At 63.0% G+C, this 22,574-nt stretch carries 19 protein-coding genes and 1 riboswitch; of the genes, 4 read left to right on the top strand and 15 right to left on the bottom strand.

All coding sequences use genetic code 11. The features are described from left to right. On the bottom strand, positions 1-410 hold a 410-nt coding region (locus ACLP2E_RS19160), incomplete at its 3' end, for a nucleotide-binding protein (protein WP_442466832.1). A gap of 47 nt (positions 411-457) precedes the next feature. Between ACLP2E_RS19160 and ACLP2E_RS19155 the strand changes: the two genes are divergently transcribed. Then, a complete protein-coding gene (locus ACLP2E_RS19155; protein WP_442466831.1) occupies positions 458-1,546 on the top strand; it encodes a cobalt-precorrin-5B (C(1))-methyltransferase in 1,089 nt (362 codons plus the stop codon). A 101-nt stretch (positions 1,547-1,647) separates the two neighbouring features. Here ACLP2E_RS19155 and cobM read toward each other — a convergent pair whose 3' ends face one another. Genes cobM through cbiE form a run of 3 tightly spaced genes read right to left on the bottom strand, consistent with a single transcriptional unit; the run spans position 1,648 to position 4,042 of the window. Further along, the gene (gene cobM, locus ACLP2E_RS19150; RefSeq protein ID WP_442464441.1) at positions 1,648-2,439 is read right to left on the bottom strand and encodes a precorrin-4 C(11)-methyltransferase; all 792 of its coding nucleotides are present in this window, start codon (positions 2,437-2,439) and stop codon (positions 1,648-1,650) included. Next, positions 2,436-2,837 (bottom strand): cobalamin biosynthesis protein, encoded by a 402-nt coding sequence (locus tag ACLP2E_RS19145; protein ID WP_442466830.1) that lies wholly within the window; start codon positions 2,835-2,837, stop codon positions 2,436-2,438. The genes cobM and ACLP2E_RS19145 overlap by 4 nt, the downstream gene beginning before the upstream one ends. After that, positions 2,831-4,042 carry a precorrin-6y C5,15-methyltransferase (decarboxylating) subunit CbiE gene (gene cbiE / locus ACLP2E_RS19140; RefSeq protein WP_442464443.1) on the bottom strand — a complete coding sequence of 404 codons (1,212 nt, stop codon included), beginning with the start codon at positions 4,040-4,042 and terminating at the stop codon, positions 2,831-2,833. Before cbiE ends, ACLP2E_RS19145 begins: the two co-directional genes overlap by 7 nt. Before the next feature lie 26 nt (positions 4,043-4,068). On the opposite strand from cbiE, the gene ACLP2E_RS19135 reads away from it, so the two are divergent. Then, positions 4,069-4,815: a cobalt-precorrin-6A reductase gene (locus ACLP2E_RS19135; RefSeq protein ID WP_442464444.1), complete on the top strand. Its 747-nt coding sequence runs from the start codon at positions 4,069-4,071 to the stop codon at positions 4,813-4,815. Here ACLP2E_RS19135 and cobJ read toward each other — a convergent pair. The 7 genes from cobJ to ACLP2E_RS19100 form a co-directional block, all read right to left on the bottom strand. Continuing rightward, a complete protein-coding gene (gene cobJ / locus ACLP2E_RS19130) occupies positions 4,797-5,558 on the bottom strand; it encodes a precorrin-3B C(17)-methyltransferase (protein WP_442464445.1) in 762 nt (253 codons plus the stop codon). The two genes, ACLP2E_RS19135 and cobJ, sit on opposite strands and share 19 nt — an antisense overlap. Continuing rightward, entirely contained in the window at positions 5,555-6,283 is a 729-nt protein-coding gene (locus ACLP2E_RS19125) for a precorrin-2 C(20)-methyltransferase (RefSeq protein ID WP_442466829.1), read from the bottom strand. The genes cobJ and ACLP2E_RS19125 overlap by 4 nt, the downstream gene beginning before the upstream one ends. Beyond that, entirely contained in the window at positions 6,280-6,912 is a 633-nt protein-coding gene (locus tag ACLP2E_RS19120; RefSeq protein WP_442464447.1) for a precorrin-8X methylmutase, read from the bottom strand. Before ACLP2E_RS19120 ends, ACLP2E_RS19125 begins: the two co-directional genes overlap by 4 nt. Continuing rightward, on the bottom strand, positions 6,909-8,189 hold the full coding sequence (gene cobG / locus ACLP2E_RS19115) for a precorrin-3B synthase (RefSeq protein WP_442466828.1): 1,281 nt from the start codon (positions 8,187-8,189) through the stop codon (positions 6,909-6,911). Before cobG ends, ACLP2E_RS19120 begins: the two co-directional genes overlap by 4 nt. Next, positions 8,186-11,500 (bottom strand): cobaltochelatase subunit CobN, encoded by a 3,315-nt coding sequence (cobN, locus tag ACLP2E_RS19110; RefSeq protein WP_442466827.1) that lies wholly within the window; start codon positions 11,498-11,500, stop codon positions 8,186-8,188. The genes cobG and cobN overlap by 4 nt, the downstream gene beginning before the upstream one ends. 4 nt (positions 11,501-11,504) lie before the next feature. Next, the gene (gene cobW / locus ACLP2E_RS19105) at positions 11,505-12,539 is read right to left on the bottom strand and encodes a cobalamin biosynthesis protein CobW (RefSeq protein ID WP_442464450.1); all 1,035 of its coding nucleotides are present in this window, start codon (positions 12,537-12,539) and stop codon (positions 11,505-11,507) included. 95 nt (positions 12,540-12,634) lie between these two features. Next, positions 12,635-12,842, bottom strand: a riboswitch (cobalamin riboswitch). A 123-nt stretch (positions 12,843-12,965) separates the two neighbouring features. Continuing rightward, positions 12,966-13,589, bottom strand: a complete 624-nt coding sequence (locus ACLP2E_RS19100; RefSeq protein WP_442464451.1) for a L,D-transpeptidase — start codon at positions 13,587-13,589, stop codon at positions 12,966-12,968. A gap of 367 nt (positions 13,590-13,956) precedes the next feature. Between ACLP2E_RS19100 and ACLP2E_RS19095 the strand changes: the two genes are divergently transcribed. Further along, positions 13,957-14,886, top strand: a complete 930-nt coding sequence (locus ACLP2E_RS19095) for a histone deacetylase family protein (RefSeq protein ID WP_442464452.1) — start codon at positions 13,957-13,959, stop codon at positions 14,884-14,886. Between the two features lie 21 nt (positions 14,887-14,907). Here ACLP2E_RS19095 and ACLP2E_RS19090 read toward each other — a convergent pair whose 3' ends face one another. From ACLP2E_RS19090 to ACLP2E_RS19075, 4 genes are all read right to left on the bottom strand, one after another. Next, entirely contained in the window at positions 14,908-15,114 is a 207-nt protein-coding gene (locus tag ACLP2E_RS19090; RefSeq protein ID WP_442464453.1) for a hypothetical protein, read from the bottom strand. A gap of 140 nt (positions 15,115-15,254) precedes the next feature. Continuing rightward, a complete protein-coding gene (locus ACLP2E_RS19085) occupies positions 15,255-16,751 on the bottom strand; it encodes an amidase family protein (RefSeq protein ID WP_442466826.1) in 1,497 nt (498 codons plus the stop codon). Beyond that, positions 16,741-17,208, bottom strand: coding sequence for a MarR family winged helix-turn-helix transcriptional regulator (locus tag ACLP2E_RS19080; RefSeq protein WP_442464455.1), 468 nt, complete (start codon positions 17,206-17,208; stop codon positions 16,741-16,743). Before ACLP2E_RS19080 ends, ACLP2E_RS19085 begins: the two co-directional genes overlap by 11 nt. Before the next feature lie 80 nt (positions 17,209-17,288). Continuing rightward, positions 17,289-21,335, bottom strand: coding sequence for a Pls/PosA family non-ribosomal peptide synthetase (locus ACLP2E_RS19075; protein ID WP_442466825.1), 4,047 nt, complete (start codon positions 21,333-21,335; stop codon positions 17,289-17,291). A 579-nt stretch (positions 21,336-21,914) separates the two neighbouring features. Here ACLP2E_RS19075 and ACLP2E_RS19070 point away from each other — a divergent pair. Next, positions 21,915-22,574: YXWGXW repeat-containing protein (locus ACLP2E_RS19070; RefSeq protein ID WP_442466824.1), on the top strand; the 660-nt coding region annotated here is incomplete at its 3' end.

Here is a 22,574-nt window from a genome sequence, read left to right as displayed (position 1 = left end):
CCTTTGGCGATGGCGCCCGCTGTCTGCGCCTGGCCCGAGGCGTCGAGAACCAGCAGGACCGGCAGGCCGAGGGCGGCGGCGACATCGGCGGAGGCGCCGCTGCGACCTAATGCCGCCGGAACGCCGTCGAACAGGCCCATCGACCCTTCCGCCAGCAGCAGGTTGGCGCCTTGCGCGGCTCGCCCCGCCAGACCGCCGAGCAGAGCGGCATCCATTGCCCAGCTGTCGAGATTGAAGCTGTCGCGGCCGAGCGCCGCGCGATGAAACGCGGGATCGATATAATCCGGCCCGGATTTAACTCCCGCGACCCGCAGGCCGCGCTTGCGGAACGCGCGCATCAGGCCGAGCGTAACCGTGGTCTTGCCGCCGCCGGAGCGCGGCGCGGCTATGAGCAGCCCGTGCAGGCTCATGTGCAAAATTCCTTTGGCGCCGCCGATCCGGCGCGGTAGCACAAGGAATGGACGAGACGAAGAAAACGCCATTGCGGCGTGGCTGGACGACGGGAGCTTGCGCGGCGGCGGCGGCTCGCGCCGCCTATGCCGGCCTGGTGAGCGGCTGGTTCCCCGATACGGTTTCCATCCGCCTTCCCGGCGGCCAGACGCCGGCCTTCGCCCTCGCCTTGCAGGAGACGGGCGACGACTTTTGTCGCGCGGGAATCGTCAAGGACGCGGGCGACGATCCCGACGTAACACACGGCGCCTTGATCATTGCGCGCGTCAGTCTGGGAGCGCCGGGCGCCGGCGTCACCTTTGCCGCCGGCGAAGGCGTCGGCACGGTGACGCGCCCCGGCCTTCCGCTGCCCGTCGGCGAACCGGCGATCAATCCCATGCCCCGAAAAATGATCCGCGAGGCGATTGAAGTCGAAGCTGCTTTGCAGCATGGCCCGACCAACGTTCATGTCGAAATTTCCATCCCCGGCGGCGAGAGAATCGCGGAACGCACGCTCAACGGGCGGCTCGGCATCGTCGGCGGCCTGTCGATTCTGGGCACGACCGGCATTGTCACGCCGTTCTCCTGCGCGGCCTGGATCGCCTCGATCCATAGCGGCATAGACGTCGCCCGCGCCGCCGGTCTCGACACGGTCGCAGGCGCGACCGGCTCGACTTCGGAAGCCGCTGTCAAGACTCTGTATGGCCTGCCTGACGAGGCGCTGATCGACATGGGCGATTTCGTTGGCGGCATGTTGAAATATCTGCGCCAGCATCCGGTGCGCCGGGCGATCGTCGCTGGCGGCATGGGCAAGATTACAAAGCTGGCGCAGGGCCTCAGCGACCTCCATTCCAAGCGCGGCGCGGTCGATCTCGACTTTCTGGCGGGATTCGCCGAGGGCGAGACGGCGGCGGCGATCCGCCATGCCAATTCGGCCAAGCATGCATTCGAGATCGCGCAAGCGGCAGGGGTGGAGATCGGCGCCGGCGTGGCGGAAGCCGCCTGGCGGACGGCGGCGAAACTCCTCCGCGATGCGCCCTGCGAGTTGGAAATCGCGATTTTCGATCGCGACGGCGGCTTGCTGGCGAGGACGGGCTTTCGGGCGGTCGGGAACTAGGATTTCATCATTTCGAGCGGAGCGAAGCGATCCAGGCCGAGACAGCAGGAGGGCCGAATGCTTCGTCGCAACTCTCCTCGCAACGGCTGACGGACGGCCCATCATTCCTCGTCCCTGAACACGCCGTCGGCGCTAACATAGCCGCCCCGATAGCGGCGCCGGTAATCGGGATCGTAAAGTGCGCTTTCGCGGAAATCCGTCGCGCTCAACGCCGGGCCGACAAGGATCAGCGCGGTGCGCTCCATCGGATCCTTTTGCGCCAGAACACCTATGCTCGAAAGCGTCGCCTGCAGTATGCGCTCGTCCGGCCAGGAGGCGCGAAAGACCAGAGCGATCGGACAGTCGGCGCCGTAAAAGGGCAGAAGCTCGTCGACGATCCTGTCCAGGACATGGATGGACAGATGAATCGCCAAAGTGGCGCCGGTGGCGGCGAAAGCGGCTAGCCTCTCCTTTTCCGGCATCGAGGAGGCGCGGCCCGAAGTGCGGGTCAGGACAAGAGACTGCGCGACTTCCGGCAAGGTCAGTTCGCGCCGAAGCGCGGCGGCGGCGGCGGCGAAGGCCGGCACGCCCGGCGTCACGTCATAGTCGACGCCCAGGGCGTCGAGCCTGCGCAGTTGCTCGCCCATGGCGCTCCACACCGAAAGGTCGCCGGAATGAAGCCGCGCCACGTCCTCGCCCGCGTCGCGGGCGCGAAGAAATTCGGCGGCGATTTCATCGAGCGTCATCGGCGCGGTGTCGATTTTCCGTGCGCCTGGCGGGCAATAGTCGAGCAATTCCTTCGGCACCAGCGAGCCAGCGTAAAGACAGACAGGACAGCGCCCTAGAATGTCGCGTCCGCGCAAGGTGATGAGATCGGCGGCGCCCGGTCCGGCGCCGATAAAATGCACCTTCATGCGTGGTCCTCTTTGGCGGCGATAGCGCAGGTGACACCGTCAGCGGCGCGGCGGGAAACGATCAGCCTTGCCGAAGGCCCGGCGCCCATAAGGGCCGCCGCTTCGGCGACGCTGGAGAAGCCGGTCAGCTCCTGCGTCTTTGCCGAACGCGTAGCGCCGCGAGAAGCAAATTCGCTCTGCCGGATGAGAAATTCCGGCTCGTCCAGAAACACCAGATCGAACCCCATAGACGAAGCTGCGGCGCGCAAACCCGGTTCCTCGGCCTTTCGGGAAAGGGTGAAGATTTTCGCCTGCGCGAAAGGTTGCGCATCGCGCAGAACTTCGAGCGTCAAGCAAATGATGGATTCCGCGCTCACGCCACTGCGGCAGCCGATTCCTATGGCGATTTCCCTCAGCATGGCTTTTCGAAAATCCATTGCACGATGGGCAGCCCCGGACGAAAGGCGGAAAAGCCGCCGAGCTTTTCCGCCCGAGCAACCTGCACCTGAAGCAATCGTCCGCCAAGCGCGCCATAACGCGCGACCAGCAGGCTTTGCGTTTCCAAAGTGACGCCATTTACCACCAAAATCCCGCCAGGAAGCAGCGCGTCCAGCGCCGCTTCGATCAGACCGGGCTCGGTCGGGCCGCCGCCGATGAAAATTTTCTGCGGGCGGGGCAGATCGGCCAAAATTTCCGGCGCCCTACCCGCGACCACGCGCAAGCCCGGCGTCCCCAATGCCAAGGCGTTACGTGCGATGCGCTCCGCGCGAACAGAATTCTGTTCGATGGCGATGGCCGCATTTTTCGCGTCCGCCAGCATGAATTCGATCGCCACGGAGCCCGAGCCGGCGCCGATATCCCACAGCAATTCGCCGAGTCGTGGCGCAAGAGCGGCGAGCGTCAAAGCGCGGATTTCCGACTTTGTGATCTGGCCGTCGTGTTCGAAAAATTCGTCTGGCAAGCCCGGCGAGCGGCACAAAATCCTGGCGTCGCGTGAAGCCATGAGATCGAGCGCCAAAGTGTTCAGGGCTTCCACTTCGTCCGACGAAAATTGGTCCGCTTGAACGGCGCGCACGCGCTCTTTCGGACCGCCGAGATGCTCGCAGACAGTCATACGGGAGGCGCCGAAACCGCGTTGCGTCAGCAGTGCGGCAAGCCTTGCCGGCGTCGTTCCATCCCACGAAAGCGCGATAATTTTCGCGCCATTCTGCAAAGCCGGAATGATCCGCTCCAGTGGGCGCCCATGCAGGGTGATCAAGTCGCAATCCTGCAGCGCCCAGCCGAGCCGAGCCGCGACCAGGCTGAAAGCGGACGATGCCGGCAGGCAAGACATTTCCTCCGCCGGAATTTTTTGAGCCAGCACCGAGCCCACCCCGTAAAAGAACGGATCGCCTGAAGCGAGCACGACGACCTTTTCCCCGCGCCGCGCCAAAATCTGCGGATAGGCCTGTTCCATCGGCGAGGGCCAAGCCAGCTTTTCGCAGCCGAGCGGCGCAGCCAGAGCGAGATGCCGCGCGCCGCCGACGACCAGCCGCGCTTGCGCCAGAGCCTCGATTGCGGCAGGAGACAGGCTTGCGCGCCCACCTTCGCCGATCCCAACCAAGGTGAGCCAGGGCGCACTCACAACCAATTTCCGCAAGGAGAGGCGGCTTGCGCATTTTGATTCTCGGCGGCACGACGCAGGCGAGCCAATTGGCTCGTGTTCTGGCGACGCGCGGCGACATCAAGCCGCTGTTGTCGCTGGCCGGACGCACGCAAAATCCCCTGCCCGTCCCCATTCCTAGCCGCACCGGCGGTTTTGGCGGCGTCGAAGGCCTTGTCGCTTTCTTGCGCATGGAAAGGATCGAGGCGTTGATCGACGCCACCCATCCTTTCGCCGCGCAAATGTCCGCCCATGCACGCGAGGCTTGCAGGCAAACCAGCGTTCCACTGCTGCTGTTTTCTCGGCCCGCGTGGACGGCCGGCGAGGGCGACGACTGGACCGAAGTCGCCAGCATGGAGGATGCCGTCGTCGCATTGGGCGAAAACCCGCGCCGGGTATTTCTCACCCAAGGACGGCTGCAGCTCGCCGCCTTCGCCGCCGCGCCTCAGCACTTCTATCTGGTGCGCGCCATCGACGAGCCCGTTGAACTGGCGCTGCTGCCCAATCATAAATTCGTTTCCGCGCGAGGACCTTTCGAGCTGGAAGACGAACTGGCGCTGATGCGGGAGGAAGGAATCGAAATCCTTGTCAGCAAGAACAGCGGCGGCGACGCCACTTCCGCGAAACTTCTCGCCGCGCGAAAATTGCACATTCCCGTCGTTCTCGTCGCGCGTCCGGCGACCGGCGACGCCACCGAAGCATCCCTGTTGGCCGAGGTCTTGCGCTGGATCGAGTCTCATCGCGCAGCCCCGTAGGTTCGCGGCGTCAGCAGCCAGGGCCGTCCGCCGGATCGCGAGACAAAGCGTGTTTCCGACGAGCCGATCAGCACCAAAGTCGCCATATCGACCACGCTCGGATCGGCCTGCGCCAGATCGGTGATCAAAATGCGCTCGTCGGGCCGACCTATGGCGCGGGCGAAAGCGACCGGCGTGGCGCCATTCTTGTGTGTGCGCAGAAGATCGAAGGCTTCGAAAATCTGGCGCGGGCGCGCTTTCGAAGCCGGATTATACAAGGCGATGACGAAATCCGCCTGCGCCGCCGCGACCAGACGTTTAACCACGACCTCCCAGGGTTTCAGATTGTCGGACAGCGACATCACACAGAAGTCATGGCCGAGCGGAGCGCCGAGCCTAGCCGCCGCCGCAATTGCCGCGCTAACTCCCGGCACGACGCGAATGTCCAGGTCCCGCCATGCAGGATCGCCCTTTTCCACCGCTTCGAAAATCGCCGCGGCCATGCCGAAAACACCGGCGTCGCCGCCGGACACGACCGCGACCTTGCGGCCGGCTTGCGCAAGTTGCAGGGCGTGGCGGGCGCGATCTAGTTCAACGCGATTGTCCGAAGAGAAACGCTCCAGATCGTGGCGTTCAGGCACGCGGTCGGTATAGGGTTTGTAACCTATAAGCGCGTCGGATTGCGCCAAAGCACCGCGCGCTTCCGGAACCAGCCAGCTATCCGGGCCCGGTCCGAGCCCGACGATGAACAAGACTCCGGTCATGGTCGCCTGCCTTGTCCGCTGATCAGGATGATCGCGAAATAGGGCGCCACATCGTCCGGCTTGTCTTTCAAAGCCATGATTTTCTCGCCAGCCATTGTGCCGCGTTCGACATAAAGCGCGCGTTCATAATGGCCGCTGTGGCGCAAGACCTCGCGGACCTTGGCGAAATTCTTGCCGATTTTCATGATAACGGCGGCGTCGATGCTGCCGAGTTTTTCAGCCAGGATTTCCGGCGGAAGCGTGCCCGGCAGAACGGTCAGAATATCGTCGCCCCACGTCATCGCCTCGCCCGCCGCTGACCAGCAGCCAGCCATGCCGGCGACGCCCGGCACGATCGTGACGGCAAAACGCTCCTTCAGCCGGATATAGAGATGCATGAACGAGCCATAGAACAGGGGATCGCCCTCGCTCAGGATCGCCACATCCCGCCCTGCGGCCAATTGGGCAGCGATGTTTTCGGCGGCCTGCTCGTAAAATTGCGCCAGCAAGCGGTTATAGGCGGGATCATTGAGCGGAATTTCCGTCGTCACCGGATATTCGAGCGGCATCTCCTCGGCGCCCGACGGGATCCAGCGATCCGCGATGGCGCGGGCGTTGCCGCGACGTCCCGCCTTGGCGAAAAAAGCGATGACCGGAGTGGTTTCGATTACCCGGACGGCTTTTACCGTCAGAAGTTCGGGATCGCCGGGTCCGAGCCCGACGCCGTAAAGGCGCCCCGCGCTCATTCCTTGTCGCTCGCCAAGGCGTTGATCGCGGCCGCGGCCATGGCGCTGCCGCCTTTGCGGCCACGCATGGCGATGACGGGAACGCGGCCGTCGGCGATGGCCGCCTCTTTAGATTCGGCCGCGCCGACAAAACCGACCGGCATGGCGAGGATCAGCGCCGGCAGCGGCGCCCCGTCGTCAAGCATCTCTAGCAGATGAAACAAAGCCGTCGGCGCATTGCCGAAGGCGACCACGGCGCCGGCGAGGTGCGGTCGCCAGAATTCCATCGCGGCGGCGGTGCGGGTGGTGTTCATTTCCTTGGCAAGTTTTTCGACACGCGGATCGCCCAAGGTGCAGGTAACCTGGTTGTTTTTCGGCAGCCGCGCGCGGGTGACGCCGAAGGCGACCATATTGGCGTCGCACAGGATGGGCGCCCCCTCGGCAAGAGCGGCGATTCCGGCTTGCGCGGCGCCGCGAGAGAATTGCAGGTCCGGCGAGATTTCGACCATGCCGCTGGCATGGATGATACGCACCGCGACGCGCTCCTCCAGAGCGTCGAAACGCGCGAGATCGGCCTCGCGCCGGATGATGGCGAAAGAGTTTCGGTAAATTTCCGCGCCGTCGCGAATATAGTCGTAACCACGGCTCAAACCCGCGCTCCCTTGGAAATATTGCTTAGCTTTTGTTGACATGTGGCGAGATCGAGCCGCCGGGCGACCGGTTCATCGCGCGCAAAACCGTTTTCCACAAGCGAAAATCCATCGTCCCCCGCCACCAGCGTTAGGGCGCGGCCATGAAAGGCGCAGCCCTTGGCGCAGCCCGACACGTGCACCCTCCCGGCATCGACGCGCCAATGGGGCGCCAAGGCGAGCGCTGCCGCACGCACGTCGCCGAGCGCCGAGGAACAGGCCGGAGCGCCAGGACAGGCGGAAAATGCGAGACGCGGGTCGCTAGCGTCCAAGATGAAACCGAGCTTTGCGAGCCGCGCGGCGAGTGTTTCGGCGCCTTCTGGCGACAGCCCTACCGCAAGCATGACTCGCCAAGGCGTGAGCCGCAATTCGCCCGCGCCGCTCTCCTCGGCGGCATCAGCCAATGCCTCAAGCGTGTCGGCCTCGATGCGGCCGAACAAAAGACCGGCGCCGACAAAGTTTTTCCCGCCGCAATTCCTCGCGCCAAGGATTGGCCAATAAGCTGCAGCCTCACCGCGATCGCTCCAAGCGATGCGAAACAATCCAAACTCGGCTTGCGCCTTCGCGGGACAATTTTCGAGCAGCGGCGCAACGCCGATGCGCGCGACCAGCGCGCTCATGCGCCCGTCGTTTTCGCGCAGTCGAAGAAAATTGCGCACCAGAGTCTCCGCCGCCGCGACGAGATTCTCGGGCGCAACCAGACCTGCGTCTACCCCCCCGAGCGTGACGAGCAGACGCGGCGCCTCACCGTCTGCGACGGCGGTGAAGTCAATATCGGTGACCACCCCAGCAAGCGGCAGCGCGCCGCCGCCGTCGATGGAAAAGCCGAATTTCGGCGGCAGATCGTGCAGGGCTTTTTCGCGCGTCAGCAGCGCCTCCAGCGCCATGACCAGCGGTCGCGCATCAATCGAAGCCGTGGGATCGAAACCAGCGAGCGGGCTCGGCACGATATTGCGCACGGCTTCCGCGCGCGCATCGGAATCGAGCAGGCCGAGAGCCGATAATTCCTCCTGCAAGGCCGGAATGTCTTCCGTGCCGACGCCCCGCATTTGCAGATTGGCGCGCGCGGAAAGATCGAAGGCGCCATTGCCGTACCGACGCGACAAATCCGATAAAGCCTTCGCCCGTTCGAAGGAGAGGATTCCGTTGGTCAGGCGCAGGCGAAAAATATAGCCGTCGCCGCTGAGCATGGGCGCCAGCGCGCCGGGGCACCAACCCTTGCGTAGGTTTTCGATCATGCCCCGCCCCTCATTTCCGCCAATATGGAGGCGGTCGAATTGCGTCGCGACATCCAGAAACCGCGCCTTTCGGCTTCCACGAATTTTTCCGCTATCGAGCGCGCGGCGCGCGGATTCTCTTTTTCGAGAAAAGCGCGCACCTGCTCGTCGCCGCAGACGGCGTCAAAAAGCTGATCGAAATGCCGGCCTTCGACAGCATCGCTCAAGGCTGCAAAGGCGAAAAGATTATCCACGGTCTCGGCGATTTCCGCCGCGCCGCCATGGCCGTGCCGCATCATGCCATGAAGCCACACGGGATTGGTCGCGCGCGCCCGGACGACGCGGGATATTTCCTCGTTGAAGGTGCGCACTTTCGCCGCGCCATGCCCCGTGGCGTCGACATGATAGAGGCTCGTTTTTGCCTTCAACATGGAGGCGGCTGCGGCGAAGCCGCCTTCATGGGTGGAAAAGGCGTCGGCGTTCAGAATGTCCTGACCAGCGAGGTCCTGAACATGGACAAAGGCGTCGGCGGCGCGCACGCGGGCGGCGAAATCGGCTGGGCCCGCTGGCAAAGGATCCCCGTCGGGGCCATAGCCCTGTGCGCTGGCGGCAAGATATTTTTGCGCCAGTTCATTGCGGTCGCGCCAGTTGGTCGTGGCGAGACTCGCCGACAGATCGACGCCATAGGCGCCTGGCGCCGCGCCGAAAATGCGGCGCGGCTCGGCCTGCCCGGCCAGCGGATTATCTTCGGGGGATTCATCCAGCGCCGCCACCGCGCGGACCGCCGAATCGAATGCCGCGATCTGAAGCGGAAACACATCGCGGAACAAGCCGGAAATGCGCAAGGTCACGTCGATTCGCGGACGTCCGAGTTTGGCCAGCGGCAGGATTTCGAAGCCGCTCATCCGCGTCGAGGCGGCGTCCCATACCGGGCGCGCTCCGAGCAGAGCAAATCCCTGCGCCAGATCGTCGCCGCCGGTACGCATCGAAGCGCTGCCCCAGAGATCGAGCACGATGCGGCGCGGAAAATCGCCATGATCCTGCAAATAGCGATCGAGAACGTCCTGCGCCAGACGCTGCCCGATTTCCCACGCGGTGCGGGTTGGAATAGCGCGTGGATCGACGGAAAAAAGATTGCGTCCGGTCGGCAGCACGTCCAAGCGTCCACGCCCCGGGGCGCCGGAGGGACTCGGCTTTACGAAACCGCCGCTCAAGGCGTGGATCAGCGCATCCATTTCCGCCGCGCCGCAAGCGGCTAGTTTCGGTTTTGCGTCGTCGCCGAATGCCGCCAGCATTTCGTCGCGCAAGATTCCGTCCGGTGACTTGCCGAAGACATGCAGCCCATCTTGGATACGCATTTCCTTGAGATCGCAGAGCCAGGCGTCGAGCTGGATCAAGGCGTCCTCCCCCTCGCGGGCGCCGCATTCGTCCAGAAGTCCAGTCGCTTCGGCGCGTTGCAGAATGAGATCCGCCAGCATTTTCGCCCGTCGCGGATCCAGCCCCTGCGCCTGCGCATATTCGTCGAACAGAGATTCGATTTCCGCCGTGGCGCCGTGCGCGCCCGCCGCGACCAAAGGCGGCGTCAGATGGCTGATGATCACGGCGGCGGAGCGGCGTTTGGCCTGCGCCGCCTCGCCAGGATTATTGACGATAAAAGGATAGATCAGCGGGACAGGGCCAAGCACGATTTCCGGCGCGCAATCCTCCGCCAACGCCACGCTCTTGCCCGGGAGCCATTCCAGCGCGCCATGCGCTCCGCAATGAATCAGAGCGTCGATTTTTTCGCCCTCGCGCAGCCAGAGGTAGAAGGCAAGAAAGCCATGTCGCGGCGTCAGCGCTCCGTCGTGATAATCGCTCTTGCGGCTTTCCGCCGCGCCGCGATCGGGCTGCAAGGCGACGACCATTTTTCCCATCCGTAAAAAGCGGAAATGGAAGGCGCCGTTTTCGACGGAAACATCGTCCTTTGGCTCGCCCCATTCGGAGAGAATGTTTTGCACGAAATGCGATGGTAGAGTTTCCAGGAAGGCGCGATAGGCCTTGATCGTCACCGTCGAATGACGCGGGTCTGCTTGAAGGTTTTCGATCAACTCACTCGGTGCGGGCGCCGGGGCGACATCGTATCCCTCGGCGGCAAGTCGCGACAAAATCGCGCAGGCGGATTGCGGCGTGTCGAGGCCAACCGCGTATCCGGCGCGACCCGCCCTCGCCGGATAATCAGACAGGATCAGCGCCAGATTCTTGTAACGGTTTGGTTTGCGCCGCAGATTTGCCCAGCGCGCCGCCAGCGCCGCCACGAATTCTACGCGCGACCCATCGGGTTCGTGGCGGGCGGGCGCAAATTCCAGCGTCTCGTCCCTTTCCTGCGCGAGTTTGAAGGAGATGGCGCGCGTGACGATGCGCCCATCGACCTCCGGCAAGACCACGTTCATCGCTAAATCCGCCGCCGAAAGCCCGCGCTGCGATTCTCGCCATTGGGAGATTTCAGCGCCGGAGAAAATCACTTGCAAGACGGGCGCATCGGCCCCGTCCAGCACCCCCGCGGCGCCGTCGTGCCGTGCCGAAAAAGCTGTGGCGTTGAGAATGACGTCGGGCTTTTCCGCCGCAATTTTTTCCGCCAGCGCCGCGCACACGGAAACATCCTTAAGGCTCGAAACGTAGAAGCTCGAAACGCGAAAATTTGCGCGCGACAAAGCCGCCGCCAAAGCGGAGACCGGCGCGCAATCGCAGGCCAGATAGGCGCTGCGGTAGAACAAGACGAAAGCGGTTGCCGCGTCCGCAGGCGCCTGAAAGCAAGCGGGCATAAACACCCCGAAAGAGGGAACCGGCTTCGGCTTGGGCGCCTCGCCTGAGCCCGAAACTTTCGCTGCGATGAAATCGAGACAGGCGGCGATATTATCGGGTCCGCTTTCGCGGAAATAAGTCCGGATTTGTCGCAAGTCCGCGACCGGCAGCGTCGAGGATTCGTCCAGCCGCGAGTCTTCCATGCTATCGCCCGGAACGATGGCGAGCATAAAACCAAATTTGTGGGCCGCGGCGGAAAATTCCTCAACGCCATAGCGCCAGTAATCCAGCCCTCCAAGCAACCGCACGAGCACGAATTTTGCCCGCGCGCAAACCCTCTCGATGTAAAGATCGACCGAATAGGGATGTTTCAACTGGCCGAGCGCCGCCAGCCGCAGGCTTGGATGGCGCGTGGCGTCATGCGCGGTGGCGAGGAGCGAAAGGTCGCTGGCGGCGAAAGACAGGGCGACGATGTCCGCCGGCGATTGTTCGAGATCGACGGCTTGCGCTGTCGCGTCGAGAGATCGCCGATCGTTGCGGACGAGATGCATGATTCTACACCATCAGCGCCGCTGTGATGGCGACGCGATCGAAACCCTTTTGTCCTATCACCACCAGCCTGCCGCCGCGTTGCTCGCCTGCGCGCCAGGGGCGGTCGAACTGATGCGAAACCCTTGCGCCTACACCCTGGACTAGAAGGCGCATGGGCTTTCCTGCAACTTCGGCGAAACCTTTTATACGCAGGACATCGTGGTCACGCGCCACGCTCGCCAGCTTCTCGGACAAAGCAGCAGCGTCGGCGACAGGGTCTAGCGCGACGATGAATGTGTCGAAATCGTCGTGGTCGTGCCCCTCCTCTGAATCGTGATGTGAGGGACGCGCCAAGAGATCGTCTTCGGCGGCGGCGTCCAAGCCGAGCAGCACTTCCACATCCAGCCGGCCCTCGCGCGTCGCCACAATCTTTACCGCGCGCGGAATCTGCGCCGCGATTTCGGCGCGGGTTTTTTCCAGCGCCTCGTCGGAGAGAAGGTCGGCCTTGTTGAGAAGAATCAGATCGGCGCAGAGCAGTTGGTCCTCGTAGACCTCCTCCAGCGGATTGTCGTGATCGAGCGACGGGTCCAGGGCTCGCTGGGCTGCGAGTTTTTCCTCATCGGCGGCGAAACGTCCGTCAGCCACGGCGGCGGCGTCGACCACCGCGATGACGCCGTCCACCGTGAGTTTTGCGCGGATGCCCGGCCAATCGAAGGCTTTCACCAGCGGCTTCGGCAAAGCGAGCCCGGAGGTCTCGATCAGTATGTGGTCAGGGCGCGGCTCGCGGGCCAGCAGTCCTTCGATGGCGGGCAGGAAATCGTCGGCCACAGTGCAGCACAGGCAGCCGTTGGCGAGTTCGACGATATTGTCCTCAGGGCAGGAATCGACGCCGCAGTTTTTCAAAATTTCGCCGTCAACGCCGACATCGCCGAATTCGTTGATGATCAAGGCGAGGCGACGGCCTGCTGAATGCGCCAGAACATGGCGAATCAGCGTGGTCTTGCCCGCGCCCAAAAAGCCGGTAATGATGGTGACGGGAATTTTGGCGATACTTGCCATTGACAGCGCTCCAACAGGGGCGCGCGACGAAAACTCGTCATTCGGCCCAGGGAAACGCCCGCCGCCGAACCGCGACGGGAGCGCCCCGCCCATCGCGTTGATTCTCGCCGACGGCAGGTCTCCTGGCTCATGGGTCAAGCGCCTCGCGCCGCCTTCCCGATCCGTCGAGGATCAGTGGCTCTGTGGCGTCCGGCTTCCCACTCACAGTTGCGGGGGCAGCCGCGGTTTCAGGCTGGCTCGTCCAGCCCTGCCGCATTCCCTAATACCCCTCATGCCGAGGGGACCGTCAGGCCGGTCCTTGTTAAGCGCGGCGAAGTCGCAAGTCAATCGCGACGCTACGGACCCTTTAGCGACATATTGGCGGCTGTAGTCACAAAAACGCCCCTGATTAAGGGGCGTTTTCATGATTCGGCCTTTGGCGCGCGATCAATAAGCCCTGTCGGCGACGATCACTTTGGTGCCGACGTGGACGCGATTGTAAAGATCGATGGCGTCGATGTCGCGCATGCGGATGCAGCCTGAGGATACTTTCTGGCCAATCTTATCCGGCTCATTGGTGCCGTGGATGCGATACATCGTATCCTTGTTACCCTGGAACAGGTAAAGCGCGCGCGAACCCAGAGGATTGTCGGGACCGCCCGGCAGGCCGCCCGCGTCGGCGGTCGGCTTCAGATGCGGCCAGCGTTCCAGCATGTCGGACGGCGGCATCCAGCGCGGCCATTCCGCCATTTTGCCAACCGTGGCCTCGCCGGACCAGCCCGCTGCATCCCGGCCAGTGGCGACGCCATAGCGAATGGCTTTCTTGTTGGGCAGCGAAAAATACAGGAAGTTCTTGAACGTATCGACAGTGATCGTGCCTGGCGCGGCCCCGGTCGGATCCTCGACAATATAGCGCCCGTATTCGCCGCCGACTTCGGCGTGTGGCGCGAGGGACAGAAATTCCTTGTCCTTGGCGTTCAAGGACGGATCGGGAGTGCTGGCGCCGGTCATATTGCATCCCGCCAACGCCGCCGAAACGAATGCGATGCTCGCCATGGCCCGAAAATTCATTGTTAAACCCCGACTTTTTTGCGCCACGCCAGCGCCATATTTCAAACCTTACTTACCATAATCCTATCTTCCGTCACGATGGACGTCTCACGCTTGCGGGAATTAACCTGAAAATAGCACTAGCTGTGGTTATCGCGCAACAGTCAGGTTGCAGGATCGGCCCGCGCATTTCCTAAATAGCAGCCTTCGCCATCTATACTTTAGGCGTAAGCCTTAAACGGCGTTGGACAGCCGCGAGGAATGAGGCGATGTTCGTCGTTAAATCGTCATGCCGGCCGCCAGATTGGCGCTTTCCGGCCGACTCAGGCCTTGCCCTTCCGTCTTCCTTGGACAGCGCGGCAAGGCGCCTTCAGTTTGTGGGCATGAATTGAATACGCTTTTGATTACACATCCATCCGGGCTGGCGCATGACAACGGACCGGGCCACCCTGAACGAGCCGACCGCGTTCGCGTAATCGAACGAATTCTGGAACATGAAAAGTTCATGACTCTGATCCGGTCGCAGTCGGAACAGGGAACGCGGGAGCAGGTTCTTCGCGTCCATCCCAATTCCTATCTGGAGGCGCTGGAGCAGACTTCGCCGCGCGACGGATTCGCTCGGCTCGACAGCGACACGACGATGAGCCCCGGAACGCTGATGGCGGCTTTCCATTCCGTCGGCGGCGCCTGCCAGGCGGTCGATGAAGTGATGCGTCGGCAGGTGGACAATGCTTTTGTCGCTATGCGGCCGCCTGGCCACCATGCCGAACGGGCGACGCCGATGGGCTTCTGCTTTTTCAACAATGCCGCCACCGCCGCCCGCCACGCCATGGCCGTGCATGGCGCGCAGCGCGTCGCCATCATGGATTTCGACGTCCATCACGGCAATGGGACCCAAGATATCTTCTGGTCGGACCGTAACGTAATGTATAGTTCGACACACGAAATGCCGTTATATCCCGGCACCGGGTCGAGCGGCGAACGCGGCGAATATAATAATATCGTCAACGCCCCGCTCAACGCCGGCGACAATGGGGTGCAATTCCGCGAGGCGATGGAAATCGCCATCCTGCCGCGAATCGAGGATTTCGGACCCGACCTCCTCATCATTTCCGCCGGGTTCGACGCACACCGTCGCGATCCTCTGGCCAATATCAATCTGGTCGAAGCGGATTTCGCCTGGGCGACAGCCAAGCTGATGGACGTCGCTGATCGAAAATGCGGCGGCCGTCTCGTCTCGCTGCTGGAAGGCGGCTACGATCTTGACGGTCTGGCGCGCTCCGTCGCTGCCCACGTGATCACCTTGATGGGCATGTGACGATTTATCATGGTCGGATTTTCAGGCCGCCTTGCCGCTGATGCGGGCGATCATTGCGCTGTTGTCCTCGCGACGCGTCGGCTCGGCTAAGGCTGGCGACTTTTCCGGCGCGAAAAGCTCGGTCGCCACGGCTGCGAGGCCGATCTCGCGATAGAGCCGCGCCCGCAGGTCGCGCGCTTCCTGACGGCGCGATTTTTGTGGCGAGTGAATGATCTGCTTCTCGCTCATGATGGAACTCGCTCTGCTCGTAACCAAACTAGTTCGCCTGCCCTCGTACACGACGGCTGGCGATTTCTTGAGCTTACTTTGCACTTTTTAGGTAAAGCGGGCGTTAAACGGCTGATCTGGAGCCTTGTCCTGAAAAGGACCTAGAACGAAGGCGGGGCGGAAAAGCCGCCAAGCGCGTTTTCCAACATGACGGCGATGGCCACGGCGCTGCGATCCTCGTCGAAGGCGCAGATAATCTGCACGCCGCAGGGTACGCCCTCCCGATCGAGGCCGACCGGCGCCACCGCCGCCGGTAGATGAGCGAGCGAGGCGAGGCTCGACCATTTCAAAAGGTCGTAATAGGGTAAAGCGCCGGCGCTGGTCTCCAGGCGCCGGGCAAAGAAATCCGGCGTAAAATCATGCTTGATGGCCACGCAAGGCGCGGGCGGACAAAGAATGGCGTCGTATTCCTGGAAAAAAGCGGCGAAGGCCTTTTTAATCGCCGTCCGCCGCTCCATCATCCGGCCGAAAACGGCCGCGTCGAGCCGCGCCGCGCGCGCCTGCATCGCTTCGTAGGATGGGTCGTCGGCGTCGAAGCTCTTTCCACGAGCGGAGACGCTGGCCTTTGCTTCCGCTGACAAGCCGGCAAAACCGATGGCGAAATTGAGAAAAGCATAGATTTCGAACGCCTCGGCAAAAGCGAAACCCGGCCGCGCCGCCTCGTCCACTGTCGCGCCGGCGCTGCGCAGCGCTTCCGCCACCACCAGCAAAGCATTGGTCACGGAATCGTCGACCGGGGCGAAATCCTGGTCAAGCCAGAGCGCCAGCCGCAAATCCTCGGGTCGTTTCTTGCGCGCCTTGCGCAAAAAAGCGGGGCCTTGCGTATTGAACGGTCCGGCGGCGGCCGAGAGAACGAGATCGAGATCTGCGGCCGAGCGGGCGAGCGGTCCAGCCACCGCGAGGTCGGGCGGGGTTTTCAGCCGCATGGCCGGAAGCGGCGGAATATGGCCGTAAAGCGGAATCTGCCCCCAGGAGGTTTTCAGGCCGAACAGGCCGCAGGAATGGGCCGGCCAGCGGATCGAACCACCAAGGTCCGAGGCCAGTTCGAAAGCGCCGAAGCCGGCAGCCACCGCCGCCGCCGCGCCACCGGAGGAGCCACCGGGCGAGCGCGACAAATCGAAAGGATTGGCGGCGACGCCGTAAAGCTCGTTATAGGTCTGGAAATCTCCGGTCAGCCGCGGGACATTGCTCTTGGCGAGGATGACTGCCCCCGCGGCGCGCAGCCGCGCCACCGCCAAAGCATCGTTTTTCGGGCGATATTCCGCGAGTTCCGCCGCGCCGCAACTCGTAGCCAGGCCCTCGGTCTCGAAACTATCCTTGACGGTAATCGGCAGGCCTTCCAACGGCCGCGCCTCGCCGCGGGCCAAGCGGGCGTCAGATTCGGCGGCGGCCCGCACGGCGGCTTCGTAATCATAGGCGGCCAAGGCGTTGATCGCCGGATTGCGGCGCAGGATGCGCTCCCACACGGCGTCGAGCAATTCGCGCGCCGAAAAGCTGCGAAATCCCAATCCGCGCCGCCAAGAGGAAGCCGAAGCCGCGAAAAAATCCTCGTCGAAAGCCTTCAACGCAAAAAAATCCGCGAGGCGCTCAAGCCTCAACGCCCTGTTCCGGCGCGGCCTCGTTCTGTTTGCGGATCAGATCGCGCAACTCCACCAGCAGATCCTCGAACAGAGCCAGCCGCTCCGGCGTGACGCAGCCCAGGGTCTCGGCGACGAAGGCCTCCTGCGCCGCAATGCCGCGCTTCGCCATTTCCCGCCCCGCTGGCGTCAGGTAAATCGCATGAGAGCGCCGGTCGCCTTCCAGCGAACGACGTTCAACCAGGCCACTGGCGACGAGCCGGTCGATCAGGCCGGAAATATTGCCCTTGGTGACGTAAAGCCGCGCCGCCAGCTCCTGCTGCGACAGACCCTCGTTCTCCGTCAGCGTCGTCAGCACGTCGCATTGCGGAACCGAGAGGTCAAAGGCGCGCAACCGATTGGCGACGGCCATGCGGCTGCGGGTGTTGAGGCGGACCAGACGGAACCATACCCGCAACGCGTCTTTTTCGTTGGCCATTTACCTGCCCGGACCTTTTTTATTTTGTGCGCCAAACTAAACCCGGAGGAGGACCGCCGCAAGGTTGGGTGGGTCGCCTTTCAGCCCATCGCCTGCATGTGCCGTGTCGGCTGGGCGGGGGCGCCGGACCATTCGGTATGGGCGGGAATGGATTCGCCCTTCATCACGATGGTCAGCGGCCCCAGCCGCGCGAAATCGCCGACATGCGAATCATAAAGCACAGTCGAACCTGCGCCGACGGTGACGCCGTTGCCGACTTTCACCCGGCCGACCTTCATCACCCGATCCTCGTAAAGATGGGTCTGCAGGGCGCAGAGCGAATTGAGGTTGCAGAAGTCGCCGACTTCCACGCAATCGAATTCGGTGATGTCGGTCATGTCGAGCACGCAGCCCTTGCCGAATTTCGCGCCGAACAGTCGCAACAGCCAAGGCAGGAACGGCGTGCCGCGCAAATGGTCGAGCAACACTTTGCCGGCGAGGCCCCAATAGAGCACCGCCACCGCCTCGGTGCGCATGGCCCACCACGACCACATCGGCTTCATGACCGGCTCGTAACGACCCATGGTCGCCCATTTGACGCCGATGACGATGGCCGTCATCACGGCGGCGATGATCGTCGAGGAGGCGACGAACATCCAGAACACCGTGCCATAGGCGCCTTCCAGCATGGAGGAGCCGAACCACTCGATCGACCAGGTGCCGAAAGTGATGAACAGCATAGTCGGCAGCGAGATATGAACGGCTTCGAAAACCGCGCGGGCGAATTTCCGCCACGGAGGGGCCTCATAGGTCCAGGCCGCGCCGCCGCCGTCGAATTTCTGCCGCACCGGCAGTTTGATCGGCGGCGAGCCGAACCAGGTGTCGCCGGGCGAGATCTCGTCATTGGCCGGCGGCTTGGATTTAATGCCGATCAGCGCGCCATCGGGAATATCGGAGCCCGGCGGCAGCACGCCATCATTGCCGATGAACACGCGCGAACCGGTCCTCAGCTTCTCCAATCGCATCCAGCCGCGACGCACTTCCTCGTCGCCGAGAATGACTTCGTCGGCGATGAAACATTTATCGCCGATCTCGACCAGATCGTAACGGCCGGCGAGATTGGTCGAAATTTCCGAATCCTTGCCGATCTTGGCGCCCATCAGGCGATACCAGGCGCGCATGTAGACCGTGGCGTAAAGCGAGGACAGCGTCTCCAGCGTCACTTCGGTCGCCAGGGCCACGGCCCATTTGCGCATGTAGAACCAGGAGAAGACCGAATAGATCCCTTCCTTCACCCTGGGCAGCACCGTCCAGCGCACCACGGCGATGAAGGCCACCGTCACCAGCACCATGACGAAGGAGGTCGGCCACGCCATGATCGGAATCGCCGCCATGTAGAGCATCTGGCTGGTCGCAGCGAGGCCGAGGGCCTCGTCGATCCGGTCGAACACCCAGAAGGCCGGAAACAAAGGCAACAGACCGACCGGCGGGATCGCCAGCAGCAGCAAGGCATAGAGGAAGGTCTGCAAGGCCCGCTTGCCCTGGCTGACCTGAGCGAAGGGGCGCAGGGATTCCTTGTCCACCGAGCCGATGCAGCGGCCGGGCGAGCCATCCCAGATTTCCCAGGCGGCGATCCTGTTATGCGGAGCGATCGCTGTGAGGTCGCGCAATTCCGCGCCCTCTTCCAGCACCACATGATCCTCGATGACGCAGGAAGAGCCAATGCAGCAATCCGGACCGATCTCGATCGGCCCGATGATCATTTCGGCGCCTTCGAAAGTCACGTTGGACAATTTGACTTTCGATCCGATGGTCGTTCCCGCGCCGATGGAGATCAGATCGATCGCGCCGAACTCGATCTCGGAAATGTTGCAGTCGTCGCCGATTTTCGCGCCGAGCACCCCGAGGTAGATGCGCATCAGCGGCGAGGCCTGGAACCATTTGATATGAGTCAGGCCGAGCATGCGCTGCACCAGCCAGACGCGGAAATAATAGAAGCCCCAGAGCGGATACCGCCCCGGCTTGAACCTGCCGATCACCAGCCATTTGGTGGCGATGGCCAGAATCAGCGTGAAGATGTTGACGCAGACATAGACGCCGAGCAGCGAGGAGATTTCCTGCCAGATGCTGGCGTCGGTGTCGGTCAGCAGCATGTAGGAGACGAAAATACCCAGCCATTGCGCGGTTGACAGGGCCAGCAGGAAAGGCACGACCACGGCCTGGGCAAGTCCGCAAAGAAAGCGCCGCAAAAAAGGTGGCGGCTCAAAAGAGAGATCCTTGGGTGCGCCGCTCATCGCCGCCTTTTCATCCATCAGCGCCGCAATGGCGCGCAAGGACCGCGCTGAATACATGTCCTGCAACGTAATCCCCGCCAGGGTCGGGGTCTGGCGCACCAGCGAGACGAATCGCGCCGCCAGCAGCGAATGGCCACCGAGATCGGTGAAGAAATCGGCGTCGAAGGGGATGGTCTGAGGCGGCAGGACTTTTTTGGCCGCATCGAGCAGCAGCGCCTCGGTCGGGGTCTGCGGCTCCTCCTGCTCTTCGGCCGAGACAGTGGCCGTGAGCGTCTCTTTTTTCAGTGCGTTGCGATTTACCTTGCCGGAGGAGAGGCGCGGCAGCACATCGCGCGTTTCGTAGCGTGCGGGGGCCATATAAGCGGGCAAAGTTGCTCGCAGATCAGCACGGATCGCCTTGGGATCGAGCGTCACGCCCTTTTCCGGGACGAGGAAGGCGACGAGCTGGTCGAGACCGTCGTCGTTGCGCAGCACTACGGCCGCCTGGTTGACGCCGGGAAAATCGGCGAGCTTGGCTTCGATTTCGCCCAACTCTACGCGGAAGCCGCGAATCTTGACCTGATCGTCGATGCGGCCGCGAAAGGCGATCTTGCCGTCCGCCAACATCGCCACGGCATCGCCGGAGCGATAGAGGATCGGATCGGAGCCGCTGCGATCGAAAGGGTTGGCGATGAATTTTTCCGCCGTCAGCGTGTCGCGCTTGAGATAGCCGCGCGCCACGCCCGGACCGCCTATCAGCAATTCGCCCTCGACTCCGCGCTCCAGCAGATTATTGGCTTCATCGGCGACATAGCAGGAATAATTGGCGATGGGCCCACCGATGCTCACCGGTTCGTCCGGATGCACTTCCGCGACCGTGGCGACCACCGTGGCTTCGGTCGGACCATAGGAATTGAAAATGGTGCGGCCGGGCTTGCACCAACGGGCGGCCACCGCCGGGGGGCAGGCTTCGCCGCCGAGGATGATGACGCGCAAGGTTTTTATGTCACGCGGCATGAGCGACAGAAGAGTGGGAACGGTGTCCAGCACGCTGACGCCGACTTCCTCCATCAGGTCCGGCAAAGCTTCTGCCTCGCCCATGACCTCGGGGGTGGCGACGAAAAGCGTCGCGCCGACCATATAGGGAATCCAGATTTCCTCCATCGATAGGTCGAAGGCGATGGAAGCGCCCTGGAAGACGACGTCGGATCTGCCGATGCGATAGGTTTCGTTGGCGGAGCGCAGGTAATGGCAAATGTTGCGGCCGGTGATGACAATGCCCTTGGGCACGCCCGTCGAACCGGAAGTGTAGATCATATAGGCCGGGTGGTCCGGCGTGGCGCCGTTTTTCCGCGCGTCGACCGGTCTCTGGTCGTCGGCGTCAATCAGGTCGGGCTCGGTCAGGATCGGCGTGGTGACGTCGCCGCGCGCCTTGACGGCGAAGCTTTCGGAGGTCAGCAGACCCTTGGCTTCGGCGTCGCGCAGGCAGGTTTCGATGCGATCGACCGGCGCGTCGGCGTCGAAAGGCAACCAAGCGGCGCCGGTCTTGGCAATGGCGATCTGGCTGATCAACAGTTCCGGTCCGCGCGGCCCCCACAGGCCGACGACGTCGCCGGGACCGATCCCGCGCCGGATCAGGCCGCGCGCCAAAGCCGTGGCCTCGTGATCGACCCTGGCGTAGGTTAGCTTGCGCTCCATCGTGCTCATGGCCACGGCCTGGGGGCCGGCGGCGACAGTGGTGGCAAAAATCTCGCAGAGCAATTCGTCGCGCAGCAGGTCGGGCCGAACCGCGCCGTGCAAAACCGAAAGGGAAGCCGAAGGGCGGACCGAAGCGGGCTTAATCTCCGTCACTGTCGCCAATTCGAGATCTGTCATCGCCGGTTCCCGTCGTCTTGCCTGATCCCGGCTTTATCCCAGCCGGGATTTCGCCATAGCACAGGATCGCTCGCACTCCTACCCGCAAAAACCGGAGACATTTGTGGCTGAATCGGCCAATTTTGCGACCGTGACGAAACCCCGGCGGCCATCGAGCAATAGCAAACAGAGGGGTTCGGGCGGGGGGAGAATCTCAATCCGGTCTGGTCGCCGGTTGTTCGACTGATTCAGCCGCGAATTGGCCAAGCTGCGGTTAGACGCCAGCTATCGCGATGTCGTCACTGCCCGCGACGCCCGCCAAAAATCGCGGTGGGTTTTTCAGTGACGCGGCGCAGAGGCCGAAGTCCTGGCCAACAAGGTGCAAAGCGGATAAAGCGCGGTGGGGGCGCCTCCGGGGCGCAAATAACGCCCCAAAGGGCAAAAATCACCAAGGACGCTTTGCTGAGTGCTCCCGCCGCGCGATTTTCTCGCCCGGCAACGACACAAAGTAAACAAAGTCGCGCCCGAATCGACGTTTAGCCATTTGGGGCCTTTATGAGCACAAGCGTAGCGGCAAACACAAAAAAACGGGACATTCATATGCAAAACTTAAAGTCCGGACTCCTCGCACTCTTATTGGCGACAGGCTCCGTCGCGGCTCTGTCCACCGCTGCGTCTGCGCAAGCCTGCTCATGTCCCGCCGGCGCCGCCACAGTTTACGCCGAGGAGCCGCCGCCGCCCTTGCCCGTCTACGAACAGCCGCCGATGCCCGCGCCGGGCTATATGTGGACGCCGGGCTATTGGTACTGGAATAACGTGGATTATTACTGGGTGCCCGGAACGTGGGTCGAGCCGCCGAGGTCGGGTGTGCTCTGGACGCCGGGCTATTGGGGATTTTCAAACGGCATTTATGTCTTCAACGCCGGCTATTGGGGACCGCATGTCGGCTTTTACGGCGGCGTCGCCTATGGCTTTGGCTATGGCGGTTCAGGTTACCTGGGCGGCCGATGGAGCAACGGCGCTTTCTTCTACAACCAGAACGTCAACAATTTCGGCGCTCATAACGTCGTGAATGTCTATAATGAGCCCGTGCCCCCCGGCGCCGTGACTCCAGGCCACGCCAGCTTCAATGGCGGCGCGGGCGGAACGACCGCCAGGCCGACGCCCGAGGAAGCAGCGGCGGCGAACGAACCGCATGAAAAGCCCACTTCAGCGCAGCTGCAAAACCGCCGCGCGGCGAGTACGAACGAGGGCTCTTTC

The organism is Rhodoblastus sp., assembly GCF_052145335.1.
GTDB lineage: Bacteria > Pseudomonadota > Alphaproteobacteria > Rhizobiales > Beijerinckiaceae > Rhodoblastus.
Note: the sequence above shows the minus strand (reverse complement) of the source record. Positions and strands in the feature narration are given on the sequence as shown.